Raw genomic sequence first — 13,061 nt, forward strand, 5'->3', positions numbered from 1 at the left:
TTCAGACGCCTTTTTTGTTCAATTCTTGAGGAACTAAGACATAAACCGGTAGCACGTATTCGTCCAATCTTTGTGATGATATTGGCCGGCAAGAAAGATCAAGCATCCCAGATATCTGGCCCGCCACATATCTTGGTGTCGATATCGCCAATCGCATTTTTGTCCTTTTCATCATAGTCCAGCGCATGAAGCACGGTTCGGATTGCTGCCAGCCTTGCCCGTTTCTTGTCGTCGGAACGAACTATGGTCCAGGGGCAGGCTTCGCTGTGACTGCGTGTAAGGGTTTCGGAAATCGAAGCAGAGTATTCATCCCATTTGTCCAAACCAGCGATATCGATTGGGCTTAGCTTCCAGTGTTTCAATGGGTCCGTTTCGCGCGCAAGAAACCGGTTCAACTGCTCGGCCCGTCCGACGTTCAACCAGAACTTGAACAAGCGGATACCATCGTCACACAGGCCGGTCTCTAACGGCAGAACCTGTCGGAAGAAGCGTTCACGCTGTTCTGTGTTGCAGAACCCAAACACATTTTCCACCACGCCGCGGTTATACCAGCTGCGGTCAAAGAACACGATTTCTCCGGCTGCGGGCAGATGTGGGATATAGCGCTGAAAATACCATTGGCTGCGCTCTTGATCCGATGGCTTGCTGAGCGCAACATTCCGGGCCCCACGCGGGTTCAGGTTCTCACGGAACCGCTTGATTGTCCCGCCTTTTCCAGCGGCATCGCGGCCTTCGAAGATAACAGCGACACGCTGGCCGGTTTCCTTCACCCAAAGCTGCATTTTCACAAGCTCGATTTGCAGGGACTGCATTTGTTTCTCATACGCCTTACGCTTCATGCGTTCGTCATAGGGGTATGTAGGGTTCAGAATGTCATCCTTATCGGCCTCTTTGATCTCGTTCCGGACTTCTTCTGGTGCACGTTTTTTGTAATATTCCTCGATGGTGCCTTTGCCAGTTCGTGTCATGAGTCACCTCGCGATAAAATCCATATCTTACTATGGATTAGCCTCGGAATTAACGCAAACCCGCCCGCTGAGCAGCCCGGATGATTGCGGCCGCTACTTCGGGTGCGGCCACGATCTGTGGCATATGGCCAATTCCCGGCAATTCGATCAGTTCAGCGCCGGGGATTTGGTCGATCAGGGGTTCCGCATGCCATTCCAACCCGACCGTTGTGTCGGCGGTGCCATGCACAACCTCGGTCGGGACCGAAATATCCTTATAGCGCGGCTGCAGCGCACGAACTTCGTCCAACAGATTGGCGCGTTGCATTGCGTTGGCATGCATCGAAGCCGGGCGCATGGTCAGCCCGGGGCCGAAATGTTGGGCATAACCTTCGGGCGCTTTTTGGGGAGCAAAGACACTATCCATCGCCTGTTCGACATACCAATCGGGGACAAAGGCGTTGATCAACGGCAGCACAAGCGCGTTTCCGGGCTTGGTCGCGGCAATTCGGTTGAAACCATCCAGCGGCGTTTCCCAAGGGATCGCGGCGGGGGCAATCAACACCAGCGCCGAGATGTGTTCGGGCTGTGTAACCGCCCAGGCCAGCGACACCGACCCGCCATAGCTTTGCCCTGCAACAATGGGTTTGTCCGCGCCCAGCTTGACAGCTGCACGGCGTAGGGTTTCGGCTTGTTCTTCAAGGGTTTCGCCGTCCGGATTGAAGCTGTCGGAATACCCCAGTCCGGGCCGGTCAAAAACAATGACACGGAAATCTTCTGCCAGAATTGGTGCGAGGGCAAAAGTCATGTCCCGAGTGTTTCCGCTGGACCCGTGGATCAGCACGACATCGGGCCCGCGCCCTATGACTACGGCATGAACGCTGACTCCATCGACGTCGATCAGCTGACCCTCGGGTGGGAAACTGGCCTCGGCAACAGCTTCGTTCCGTGACACGCGCCAAGTTGTTACGGTGGCCAGGCCAGCAATCAGCAGGGCAAGAGCTATGATGGTTTTAAGAACCAATTTGATCCATATCGAACGGTGTTGTCTGATAGATTTCGTTAATCCAGTTGCCATAGAGCAGGTGCGCATGGCTGCGCCATCTGTTCTGGGGCCGCCGCGAGGGGTCGTCGTCTGGATAGTAGTTCATCGGCACGTTTATCGGTGTGCCGTTGTCGATATCGCGATCATATTCCTGCTTGAGCGTATCACTGTCATATTCAAAGTGGTTGAAGATATAGATCGCACGATGGTCCTTATCTTCGACTAAGCAGGGGCCTGCCTCATCACTACCCAGCAAGGTGGTCAGGCCCGTAGCGTTGTCGATTTCGGCCTGCTTCATCTCGGTCCACCGGCTGACCGGGATGACGCAATCATCGGAAAACCCGCGCAGAAACGGTGAGGAGGGGGCCAGATTGCGGTGCCGGAAACATCCGAAAGCCTTGGCGTCCAACATATGCTTACGCACCCCATGGAAATGGTTGATCATCGCCATTCCGCCCCAGCACACGCCAAAGGTCGAATGGACATTTGTCTGGGTCCAGTCAAATACTTCGCTGATCTCTTCCCAATAGGTGACATCCTCGAATTCAAGATGTTCGATAGGGGCGCCGGTGATGATCAGGCCGTCAAATTTTTGGTCCCTTACCTCCTGAAACGGGCGGTAGAACTCGGCCATATGCTCGGCTGCGGTGTTCTTGGTCCGATGTTCGGTCATACGGATCAGCGACAGGTCGATCTGCAGAGGGGTTGCACCGATGAGGCGAGCGAACTGGTTTTCGGTCTGAATCTTCTTGGGCATCAGATTCAGCAACCCGATCCGAAGGGGGCGAATATCCTGACGCATTGCCTGATCCTCGGACATGACCATGACGCCCTCATTGGTGAGAACGTCATATGCGGGCAGGTCAGAGGGAATCTTGATCGGCATCGGATGCAAGCCTTTGGTTTGAGAGTGTAAGTGCCGTAGTTAATCGCGCTTTGGCCGGGTCTCAAGTGCACGTTCGATCAACTCATCGAAATCACCGTCGTCGCGAATACTGTGCATGTCGCTGGCAGCGATCCTCAGACCCCAGTTGTCGGCCATTGCCCTGTATCTCGGTTGCCGGTGCGCAAGAGCTTTGGCATAGGTCCAGCGAATGAATGCGTTGGGATCGACCTGTTCGGCGGAACAGCCTTGTTGGGTCAGATATTCGTCCCAGACACGTGTCAGGAATTCGGGCTGATAAGACATGGGCTTGGGCGCACGGTCAAAGCGCCTGATCAGCTCGGACGTGTGGTCGTCATCACCTTTGATCCAAATCATCAGCGTGTGGCGCGACAGCTCAGTCAGGACCTGATCGCGCGGATCGTCGGGATCAACCCATTCGCAGATCGAACCGCCAGTATCGCAAATGAAATGCGGGTATTGGTACAATCTCTGCGCCCGATCCACGAAATACTCGGTATCCAACAGAGCGTGAATTTCTGCCAAACGGAATTGTTCCTGACGGCGTTTATATTCGGTCAGCTCCATGCCGCCCTGTGCCGGGTTGCCCGGTTTTCCCAGATAGGCGGCGACAGGGGTCAAGTTCTCGAACGAGATATTTGATCCGATGTAAATGGAATCAGACAACAGCAGGTCACGCAGGAAAGGGACCTTCATGGCCTCGGCTTTGGCGTTGTCGATGATATACTCGCCCATGTATCGCGTGCCGATCCGGTAATCGACCGAATAGTGGAACCAGTCCCCGGAATCGCGCAGAACGTTGGACACATAGGTCTTTCCCAGGCCTGACATGCCAAAAAACAGCACCTTTTTGCGCGCGGCTTCCCGCCAGTCTTTTGCCGAGTTGTAGATCATTGTCCACTATCCCTTTTCCGACCTTGCTAAAACGGGTGGGAGGCGGCGTCAATCGCGCGTGCGCGGTTGTTTAGAACCAACAGTCTTGGGCACAGGTTTCGTTATGCCAGAATGGGAGTAGATATCTGTTCCTTGCCACGCAGGACCGCATCATCTCAATTCGTGATCATGCGGATCTATGCAAAAAAGGCTCCGCCGGAGGGCGGAGCCTTGTGAACAGTTTTGCCGCTGATCAGTTCAGAGAGTAGGTCAACTGAAGGCCGACGCTCCAGGCAGAGTTGCCGCTGAATTCACCACCCGTGGTGGTTGTCGCATCGCCAATGTCCGTATAACGGACACCGCCCGAGATCTGAGCATTTTCCACGGTGTAAGTACCGCCTACGCCAATGCTCCAGAAACCGTCAGTCGGCCCCAAGTTTGATACTTCGGTACCATTCGACTTTTCGTAAGATGTGGATATCGCGCCAGAAAAAGCCTCTGAGAACTGATATCCCATTCCAAGAGTATAGGTGAATGTGTCGTCGTCAAAGTCGACGAGGTTGTCCCCAACGATCCCGACATAGGCGGCAGGTGCCACTACTGTCTGAGGCCAGTCAACCCAGCGGATCGATCCGAACACCAGCGTTTTTGGGGCAACCCCGGTCTGGAAATCCAGGTTGATGGATTGCGGTGTCTCGACCCTGGTCGTGTCATCGATTGTTTGCAACCCGGCGGGGACGGGCGGCACTACGTTGAACGACTCGGTCGACGACAGATCGTGAGTGATCTTGGAGTTGTAGACCAGCGAAACCCGAGCTGCGATTTCAGGTTTTTCCCAGGCAACCCCGACGAGATAACCAAAGTCAGTATCGGCATCCGCGTCAAATTCGTATCCGGCTGCTGCCGGTACAACGACTTTTGCGCTAGCACGTTGCGCGCGAATACCGCCAATGGCGCTGAAGCCACCGTCAAGCTTGTAGCGCAGCAATGCGGTGAGGGAGTCGACATCAGCGCTGGCTCTCAGAATCCCGCTGCGTCCTCCAAACGCTGCAGTTGGATTCTGCGACAGGGGATAGTCGGCGGAATACCCAATATCCGCACCGAATGGTTCGTCATAGATCAGCGCAAAGTCCAGTTTGTCAGTAAATGAACGTTTGTAAGCCAGGCCCGGTGAGAAGAAAGCATTCGACACATCACCTGATTCTACGCCATTTTGTTCACCGCTTACGTCGGGTGAAGCATATCCAAGACGAAGTTGGACCACGGATCCCTCTTCGAAAATGATATTGATTCCCTGTCCACTACGGTCCAGACCACCGGCTTGAATGCTTGTTGCGCCCACGCACAAAGCACACGCCTGTAGAAGCGTCTTCTTCATCCATTCCTCCCAATTATGTCGCTAAGTTGCGCGAATTTGTGGTGTCTGCGCACAACCGAGTTATTCTTACAGGTGGATTTCACTCTCTCTACAATAGGTGGTCAACGGGTGACTGAACGTTACCCTTAGTGAGTGTTGCGAGAATCTGTTGCTAAACTGTTACGGTTTTCCGACTGAACGTTAAGGAAGATACCCACAAAAATGACAGCAGCCCCCACGAGCGTCCACTGATCGAGAGCCTCATGATAGAAAAGCATACCGACAATCGCGATTGTAGGAAGGCGCGCAAAATCGAATGGGATCACAACCGTAGCCGGTGCGATTGAGAGTGCATTCGTAATGCAGAAATGCGCCAATAGGCCTGCAAGCCCTACAAGCAAAAGCCAAGGCGCGGTTGCCATCGTTGGTAACGCAAGTTCTCCGTCGATCGCAGAGGCTGCCAGCCCAAGACCAGCCTGTATAACGGTCAGCCAGAACATGATGCACCCGATGCTTGCAGAACGCGTGAGTTTTTTGGTGGAAATTGTAGTCAAAGCGAAGAACACCGCCGACATCGCGGCGGCGAAAATTCCTGCGCTTAACGGAACAGCCCCCGGTCGTGCGACTATAAGGATACCAGCAAAACCGATAAGTGCTGAAAGGACCCGCACGACTGTCAACCGCTCGGCGAGAAGCATCGGGGACAGCAGGATCACCCAAATCGGTTGCGTAAACTCAAGTGCAAAGACCTGTGCCAGTGGTGCCACGGAAACAGCGTAGAACCAGAGATTCTGACCGGTGAAATGCAGGGTATTTCTTACCCCGTGAAGGCCAATCCGTTCGGTCGATACCTGATGCCACTTTCCCGTAACCGTCAGAACTAGGCTGACCACGCACATGCCGACTAGGCTGCGATAAAACATGATCTCAAAGGTGTCATGGGTGACGCTCAGCTCACGTCCGGCCACGGCCATAGACGTAAAAGATGCTATTGCCCCGATCATCCACAGCGCGGCTTTGCCGATTTGGGGTTTGCTGTTTTTCATTGAGATGCCCGCGCATTATGAGTTCTACAATGTTGATTGGTAACCAAATATTTGTGACGCAGAAACAAAAAAGCCGGGCGCTGGCCCGGCTTGTTTTTATTCCCACTCGATTGTGCCCGGGGGCTTCGACGTGATGTCATAGGTGCATCGGTTGATGCCTTTGACCTCATTGATGATCCGGGTGGCGGTTTCGCCCAGGAATTCATGACTGAACGGGTAATAGTCGGCGGTCATTCCGTCGACTGAGGTAACTGCCCGCAGGGCGCAGGCATAGTCGTACGTGCGGCCATCGCCCATGACGCCGACGGTTCGAACCGGCAGGATCGCCACGAAGGCCTGCCAGATATCATCATAAAGCCCATGTTTGCGAATCTGGTCGATATAGATCGCATCGGCTTCGCGCAGGATATCTAGTTTTTCGCGGGTGATTTCACCGGGGCAACGGATTGCCAGACCAGGGCCGGGGAAGGGGTGGCGGCCGATAAAGCTTTGGGGCAGACCCAGCTCGCGCCCCAATGCGCGGACCTCGTCCTTGAACAGTTCGCGCAGCGGTTCGACCAGTTTCAGACCCATTTTCTCTGGCAGACCACCAACATTGTGGTGACTTTTGATCGTGACCGAAGGCCCGCCCGAGAACGAAACGGATTCGATCACATCAGGGTAGAGGGTACCTTGGGCCAGGAATTCGGCCCCGTCGATCGTGTCGGCATGTTTCTGGAACACGTCGATGAACAGCTTGCCAATTATCTTGCGCTTGGTTTCCGGGTCGCTTTGCCCCTCAAGCTCACCTAGGAACAGATCGCTTTCATCCGCGTGGATCAGCCGAATATTATAGTTGTCGCGGAACATGCCGACGACTTCGTCAGCCTCGTTCTTGCGCAACAGGCCGTGATCAACGAACACACAGGTCAGTTGGTCGCCAATCGCCTCGTGGATCAGGATCGCCGCGACCGAACTATCGACACCTCCGGACAGACCGCAGATCACTTGTTTGTCGCCCACTTGTTCGCGGATTGTCGCGATCATCTGCTCGCGATAGGCACCCATGGTCCAATCGCCGCTGAACCCGGCGAGCTTTACAAAATTCTCATAAAGCTTGGCGCCCTTTGGTGTGTGGTGCACCTCGGGATGGAATTGAACAGCATAAAAATGGCGGGACGTGTCTGCGGTGATCGCAAACGGTGCGTTGGGCGAGGTGCCATAAACCTGAAACCCCGGCGCGATTTCACTGACATGGTCGCCGTGACTCATCCAGACCTGTTCATCGCCGTCGGTGAACCAACCATCGAGAATATCCAGTTGGCCTTTGGGGGTCACAAAGGCGCGGCCGAACTCTGCGGTGCCATGGCCGCTTTCGACCTTGCCGCCCAACTGGTGCATCATCACTTGCTGCCCATAGCAGATACCAAGGATGGGAACGCCAATGTCAAAGATTTCCTGCGGGACCCGCGGAGACCCTTCTCGTGTCACGCTATCGGGACCGCCCGAGAAAATAACGGCCTTTGGGGCCATTTTCCGAACAAAGTCCGTCGTAACATTCTGATAAGGATGGATTTCACAATAAACATTCAGCTCACGCAGGCGGCGCGCAATCAGTTGCGTTACCTGGCTGCCGAAGTCGATGATCAGAAGGCGGTCATGGGTGTCTTGGGTCATGGGTCTGCTACTAGGTTGCGAAGATGATAAGCGCAAGGGATTTCAACTGGTATAGACACGCCAGTTGGTCGCGGTTAGGGCCCGCTTGTCTGGTGGACGGCCCCGAAGCGAATGACGAAGACCCGCGCGAGTTTAAAAACATGTGCTGGGTCATTTTGTGGCGGTTGTCCCCGACATTTTGTCGCTTTTTCCCCTATAGCGCCGTTATCCACGACTGCCATTGCGGCGGGTTCCTGTAACACACATGTAAATTCAACAACTGATACGGGATTTTCTCATGACAGAGGCAAACACCCGGCGCAGGGCGAGAGGTGGCGGTGGCGCTGCCCGCCGGGCCGAACGTACAGCGGTTCGTATCGAGACCGCAAAGTACATCGAACGCAATATTCCGAATTTCGAGGTTCTCAACGAAGAAGCGTTGCAGATCATCGAAACAAATGCGGAAACGCTTCTGGCCGAAGTCGGCGTCAATTTTGTCGACAATCCTGCGGCGCTGGAACGTTGGAAAGACGCGGGCGCCGATGTGGATGGCGAACGGGTGCGCATCCCACGCGGCCTTGCGCGCGAGTTGATCAAAACAGCGCCAAGCGAGTTCACGCAGCACGCAAGAAACCCGGAAAAGTCCGTGGTCATCGGCGGTCGCAATCTGGTTCTGGCGCCGGTCTATGGCCCTCCGTTCGTGCGTGATGCGCAAGGTGGCCGTCGCTATGCGACCATGGACGATTTCAACAAGTTCGTGAAACTGGCTTACATGTCAAAGTGGCTACACCACTCGGGCGGTACTGTGTGCGAACCCACAGACGTTCCGGTGAACAAGCGTCACCTGGACATGCTGATGGCGCATATGACCTTATCGGACAAGCCATTCATGGGCTCGGTCACCGATCCCAGCCGCGCTCAGGATTCGGTGGAAATGTGTGAGATCCTGTTCGGCAAAGAGTTTGTTCAGGAAAACACGGTCATGACTTCGCTGACCAACATCAACTCGCCGATGACCTTCGACGATGTGATGATGGGGTCGCTGGAAGTCTACGCCAGGAATAATCAGGCCTGCATCATCTCGCCGTTCATCGTCGGTGGTGCGATGGCGCCGGTTTCGATAGCGGGGACATTGACACAGGTTCTGGCCGAAGTTTTGGCCGGTGTCGCGTACAGTCAGATCATCCGCCCGGGAGCGCCTGCTATCTTTGGTGCTTTCGTTTCGTCGATCGACATGAACTCAGGCGCGCCAACCTTTGGCACACCCGAGGCGTCAATGGTTACCTATGGCGCGGGACAGCTGGCGCGGCGTCTGGGTCTGCCGTTCCGCTCAGCCGGGTCGTTCTGTGGCTCGAAACTGCCCGATGCGCAAGCCGCTTATGAGACCGCGAACTCGCTGAACATGGGGCTGATGGCGGGTGTGAACTTCATGCTGCATTCCTGCGGCTGGCTTGAAGGCGGCCTGGTTGCGGACTTTGAAAAGTTCGTCATGGACGCAGATCAACTTGGCGTTCTGCACGGTCTGGCCAAGGGTGTGGCCTATGACGAAAACGCCCAGGCCATGGACGCAATCCGCGAGGTCGGCCCGGGTGGCCACTATCTGGGTTGTGCTCATACGCAGGCAAACTTCAAAGAGGCGTTCTGGAAGTCCGACCTGCTGGACTACAAACCTTACGAAACCTGGGAAGACGAGGGCGCGCGCGATACGCGACAGTTGGCCTCGTCTCGGGTCGAGCATTTGATTGCCAACTACAAGCAACCGGAACTCGACCCGGGAATTCACAGCGCTTTGACCGAATATGTTGAAAAGAAAAAGACCTCCATGCCGGACGCTTTCAGCTGATAACTGAAAACTGTGAGGCGCGGCTGGCTTTGTACAGCTGCGCCTCACCCAATAGCGCGATCAGAAGGTCCAAATGACGGACCAGCGAATAGCCTGCATCTTCTGCCAGTCTCTGCGCGTTAACCTCTCGTTCAATATCCATCAAACGCATCAGCGCCGCACCCGACCCAGGTAGCGATCCGTACCCAAGTATGCGTTGCAGGTGGCGGTCCCGATCATAGTCCTGTGCGCCGTGTTTGGCTGCCCGCGCCAATAGGCGGGGGCGGCGGAGGGCGGAAATCATGGTCATCAGGTCCTGCATCATTGGGCTCCACTTGTCGGATTAATGTTGCTCAATTTGTTACACAACCTAAGCGGGTGTTGCCTTAATCGGGTTCTCCCCGAACTCTCGCTTCATTAGTGTTTATGAATTTGAATGAAATCTGGTCATCACCTCCGGCAGTTAACGAACGAGTAACGAAAGCGACTCTAGTTAGAATTGGTTAACAAAGTCACCGGGGGCGATAGAGAACAGATTGTTTCGTCGATGAGGGCACAGAACTATGGAAAACAACATGGCTTTCACCATTCCGGCTTGGGTACCTGAGGGGGCACAACGATACCTGGCCCACACAGAAACCGGCCAGTCGATCCGCGATATTGCGCGATCTGCGGGGTGCCATGCTTCGACCATTCTTAGACAAATCCGCCGAATCGAGATGCGCCGTGACGATCCATTGGTGGATGCGGCTTTGCAGTCGTTGGCCGAAGAACATTTTTCGGTCAATGATGCTTCTGATCGCACGGTTTCAGCGTTCAGTCATGATTCACACGTCGAAAAAGAAGAATTCAACCACGAGGCCCTAAGGGTACTGCGCAGACTGTGTGAGACCGGTTCGGTCCTGGCTGTCGCTGAAGAAATGAACAAAGCAGTGGTGGTGCGCGATACCGGCGAAGCCGCTGCGACCAGAACTGCAGTGGTTGATTGCAGGATCGCACAGGCATTGGCGTTGAAGGATTGGATTTCCTGCGACAACCCAGGCCGGATATCGCGCTACCGGATTACCAGCGCGGGCCGCACGGCACTGAGCCAGTTAATGGCCGATTTCGAGAACCAGGCAAGGTCTCGCAACGAACATGGAATGGCAGAAGCGCCTTCTTCGTTTCATGGGGCGCCCTCTCACGCGACGACAAACCGCGCCCATCCAGAACGTCCCAGAAGAATGCGCTATAGCGCCGCAGAAAGCCCGCTGATCGCCCTGGCAAGGCGTCGGGATCGGGATGGAAAGCCGTTTTTAGATGAAGCACTTGTCGGGGCAGGAGAGCGCCTGCGCGAGGATTTTGAACTGGCTCAGATCGGACCTCAGGTTGCACAGAACTGGGACCATTTCCTGACTGCCGGTGGGCGCGGAAGTTTTGGAAGCGGCGACACTGGCAACCGGGGTTCTTCAGAAGCGCGCGACCGCGTAGAGCGTGCATTGTCTGACCTTGGACCGGGGCTGAGCGACGTGGCTTTGCGCTGCTGTTGCTATCTGGAAGGGTTGGAATTGGCGGAAAAGCGAATGGGGTGGTCAGCGCGGTCCGGCAAAATCGTTTTGCGTATCGCATTACAGCGCCTGAAACGTCATTACCAGGATCAGGAAGAGCGCAGCCGTATGATCGGATAACGCTTTGATCGGTTTTGGTTGCGGTTTCAGGGTGGAGTGATAGCCAGGGGTTATGAACTTTACCCTTCGACAGCTCCTATACTTTAACGCTGTTGCGCAACAGCGCAACTTTGGGCGGGCGGCACAGATGTGTAACGTTTCGCAACCGGCATTATCGGTTCAGATCAAGGCGTTAGAAGAAACCCTCGGTGGTGCCCTGTTCGAGCGTAAGGCCCGTGACATATTGCTTACCCCTTTGGGGCGGGATGTGCTCGAATATGCGCGTCAGATACTTGGTGCCTCGGACAGGCTCGACCAATTTGCCAAGGATCACTCAAGCGGGCATCGGTCTTTGTCGATCGGAATAATCCCGACGATTGCGCCCTATGTTCTGCCAGGTGTTCTGGCGGGGTTAAGGGCGGCCGATGTTTCTTTGAGAGTGCAGATACGCGAAGCGCGGACAGAGCGCCTGTTGACGATGCTGCGCGCTGGTGAGATCGACGCAGGTGTGGTCGCGCTGCCCTCCGGGGGAAGCGAATTGTTCGAATTTCCCTTGTTCGAGGATCGGTTCTTATTGGCCGGAAGTTCGGCACGGTTGCGCAATTTTTCCAGCGATACGGAGCGTTTGCGCCCTTTGGACCTTCAAAATGCACAGCTTATGCTACTGGATGATGGGCACTGCCTGACGGATCAGGCCCTGGAGGTTTGTGGTCAGGACCGCAGCAGCGGTCTGATTAACATGGGTGCCTCGTCTTTGGCGACATTATCCCGTTTGGTTGCCGAAGGGTTTGGATTGACGCTCATGCCAGAGCTTGCCGCCCGTTCCGAATCCGACGCGGTACCGGGTCTTGAGCTGATGCGATTTGCCTCGCCGCAGCCGGCAAGGACAGTGGGGCTAGTTCGTCGATCTTCTACCTCGCAGGAAGATTGGTTCGAAAGCCTGGCGGATACCATTCGCACCGTCGGCGAGAGCATTGTCACGCAAACGCGCTAGTCACAAAAAAGCCCGCCTGAAGCGGACTTTTCTGTTGAGGACGAACTCAGGCCAGTTCCGGCTCTTTGACTTCGTTTAGATGTTTCATCAGGTTTTCCGGTGACGAAAAGCCATAGGGGTCCTCGGGGCAGTTATCCATCAGTCCGGGCTCTTCGAACCAGGCTTCTACGATGCCGTCATTGATGATGGCCGCATAGCGCCAGGACCGCATGCCAAAGCCCAGATTGTCCTTGTCGACCAACATGCCCATTTTGCGTGTGAATTCGCCTGAGCCATCAGGGATAACCTTGACGTTTTTCAGGCCTTGATCCTGTGCCCATTTGTTCATGACAAAGCTGTCATTCACGGACATGCAATAGATCTCGTCCACACCTGCGGCTTTGAAATCTGCGTGGCCGTTTTCAAATCCGGGCAACTGATAGGTCGAACATGTCGGGGTGAATGCGCCAGGCAGTGAGAACAGAATCACGCGCTTTCCTGCGAAATAGTCCGCCGTGGTCTTGTCTTCCCAACGGAAGGGGTTTGGTCCTTCGACAGAAGCGTCTCGGACGCGGGTGTGAAAGGTCACTTCGGGCAGTTTGGTGCCAGACTTCATGATCGAACTCCTGTGAATCACGTACGGTTTTCGTGGACTTAAAAGGATTCCAAATCCGCTTCAATGGCGGATGCTCCAGGTGCGTCAGAATTTACCTGACAACGCGTAAGTTGCAGTTAATGATAGGAAATTATTTAGAATTTTGTCCCTGAGACGTCAAAGTCTTTCACCCTGATGCATAGCGGATATGCATGGGT

General features: G+C 54.9%; 12 protein-coding genes. 3 read left to right on the forward strand and 9 right to left on the reverse strand.

The window, feature by feature from the left end:
- Positions 1-98: 98 nt before the first annotated feature.
- The 7 genes from ppk2 to guaA form a co-directional block, all read right to left on the reverse strand.
- Positions 99-968: a polyphosphate kinase 2 gene (ppk2, locus tag AC2FIM_RS01460; protein WP_281994702.1), complete on the reverse strand. Its 870-nt coding sequence runs from the start codon at positions 966-968 to the stop codon at positions 99-101.
- A gap of 49 nt (positions 969-1,017) precedes the next feature.
- Positions 1,018-1,977: an alpha/beta fold hydrolase gene (locus tag AC2FIM_RS01465; RefSeq protein ID WP_496677802.1), complete on the reverse strand. Its 960-nt coding sequence runs from the start codon at positions 1,975-1,977 to the stop codon at positions 1,018-1,020.
- Positions 1,961-2,878, reverse strand: a complete 918-nt coding sequence (metA, locus tag AC2FIM_RS01470; RefSeq protein WP_496677757.1) for a homoserine O-acetyltransferase MetA — start codon at positions 2,876-2,878, stop codon at positions 1,961-1,963. The genes AC2FIM_RS01465 and metA overlap by 17 nt, the downstream gene beginning before the upstream one ends.
- Before the next feature lie 39 nt (positions 2,879-2,917).
- Positions 2,918-3,790: an ATPase gene (locus tag AC2FIM_RS01475; RefSeq protein WP_496677756.1), complete on the reverse strand. Its 873-nt coding sequence runs from the start codon at positions 3,788-3,790 to the stop codon at positions 2,918-2,920.
- Positions 3,791-4,022: 232 nt separating this feature from the next.
- Positions 4,023-5,147, reverse strand: coding sequence for an OmpP1/FadL family transporter (locus AC2FIM_RS01480; RefSeq protein WP_142634147.1), 1,125 nt, complete (start codon positions 5,145-5,147; stop codon positions 4,023-4,025).
- A 125-nt stretch (positions 5,148-5,272) separates the two neighbouring features.
- Positions 5,273-6,172 carry a DMT family transporter gene (locus tag AC2FIM_RS01485; RefSeq protein WP_496677755.1) on the reverse strand — a complete coding sequence of 300 codons (900 nt, stop codon included), beginning with the start codon at positions 6,170-6,172 and terminating at the stop codon, positions 5,273-5,275.
- A 96-nt stretch (positions 6,173-6,268) separates the two neighbouring features.
- Positions 6,269-7,828: a glutamine-hydrolyzing GMP synthase gene (gene guaA / locus AC2FIM_RS01490; protein WP_142634143.1), complete on the reverse strand. Its 1,560-nt coding sequence runs from the start codon at positions 7,826-7,828 to the stop codon at positions 6,269-6,271.
- 277 nt (positions 7,829-8,105) lie between these two features.
- Here guaA and AC2FIM_RS01495 point away from each other — a divergent pair, with 277 nt between their 5' ends.
- Positions 8,106-9,650 (forward strand): trimethylamine methyltransferase family protein, encoded by a 1,545-nt coding sequence (locus AC2FIM_RS01495; RefSeq protein ID WP_281972186.1) that lies wholly within the window; start codon positions 8,106-8,108, stop codon positions 9,648-9,650.
- On the opposite strand, the gene AC2FIM_RS01500 is transcribed toward AC2FIM_RS01495, so the two are convergent.
- Positions 9,643-9,951, reverse strand: a complete 309-nt coding sequence (locus AC2FIM_RS01500) for a DUF6477 family protein (protein ID WP_142634139.1) — start codon at positions 9,949-9,951, stop codon at positions 9,643-9,645. The two genes, AC2FIM_RS01495 and AC2FIM_RS01500, sit on opposite strands and share 8 nt — an antisense overlap.
- Before the next feature lie 241 nt (positions 9,952-10,192).
- Here AC2FIM_RS01500 and AC2FIM_RS01505 point away from each other — a divergent pair, with 241 nt between their 5' ends.
- Together AC2FIM_RS01505 and AC2FIM_RS01510 are read left to right on the forward strand one after the other, a co-directional pair.
- Entirely contained in the window at positions 10,193-11,296 is a 1,104-nt protein-coding gene (locus AC2FIM_RS01505; protein ID WP_496677754.1) for a DUF6456 domain-containing protein, read from the forward strand.
- Positions 11,297-11,348: 52 nt separating this feature from the next.
- Positions 11,349-12,269: a hydrogen peroxide-inducible genes activator gene (locus AC2FIM_RS01510; protein ID WP_142634135.1), complete on the forward strand. Its 921-nt coding sequence runs from the start codon at positions 11,349-11,351 to the stop codon at positions 12,267-12,269.
- A gap of 46 nt (positions 12,270-12,315) precedes the next feature.
- On the opposite strand, the gene AC2FIM_RS01515 is transcribed toward AC2FIM_RS01510, so the two are convergent.
- Entirely contained in the window at positions 12,316-12,864 is a 549-nt protein-coding gene (locus AC2FIM_RS01515; RefSeq protein WP_142634133.1) for a peroxiredoxin, read from the reverse strand.
- Between the last annotated feature and the right edge of the window lie 197 nt (positions 12,865-13,061).

It is taken from the genome of Ruegeria sp. CDSC052, assembly GCF_059610685.1.

Excerpts from the sequence above, each read along its gene's own strand:
- metA (WP_496677757.1), bottom strand. The coding sequence starts at position 2,878 with ATGCCGATCAAGATTCCCTCTGACCTGCCCGCATATGACGTTCTCACC.
- AC2FIM_RS01505 (WP_496677754.1), top strand. The coding sequence starts at position 10,193 with ATGGAAAACAACATGGCTTTCACCATTCCGGCTTGGGTACCTGAGGGG.
- AC2FIM_RS01480 (WP_142634147.1), bottom strand. The coding sequence starts at position 5,147 with ATGAAGAAGACGCTTCTACAGGCGTGTGCTTTGTGCGTGGGCGCAACA.
- ppk2 (WP_281994702.1), bottom strand. The coding sequence starts at position 968 with ATGACACGAACTGGCAAAGGCACCATCGAGGAATATTACAAAAAACGT.
- AC2FIM_RS01510 (WP_142634135.1), top strand. The coding sequence starts at position 11,349 with ATGAACTTTACCCTTCGACAGCTCCTATACTTTAACGCTGTTGCGCAA.
- guaA (WP_142634143.1), bottom strand. The coding sequence starts at position 7,828 with ATGACCCAAGACACCCATGACCGCCTTCTGATCATCGACTTCGGCAGC.
- AC2FIM_RS01475 (WP_496677756.1), bottom strand. The coding sequence starts at position 3,790 with ATGATCTACAACTCGGCAAAAGACTGGCGGGAAGCCGCGCGCAAAAAG.
- AC2FIM_RS01485 (WP_496677755.1), bottom strand. The coding sequence starts at position 6,172 with ATGAAAAACAGCAAACCCCAAATCGGCAAAGCCGCGCTGTGGATGATC.
- AC2FIM_RS01495 (WP_281972186.1), top strand. The coding sequence starts at position 8,106 with ATGACAGAGGCAAACACCCGGCGCAGGGCGAGAGGTGGCGGTGGCGCT.
- AC2FIM_RS01500 (WP_142634139.1), bottom strand. The coding sequence starts at position 9,951 with ATGCAGGACCTGATGACCATGATTTCCGCCCTCCGCCGCCCCCGCCTA.
- AC2FIM_RS01515 (WP_142634133.1), bottom strand. The coding sequence starts at position 12,864 with ATGAAGTCTGGCACCAAACTGCCCGAAGTGACCTTTCACACCCGCGTC.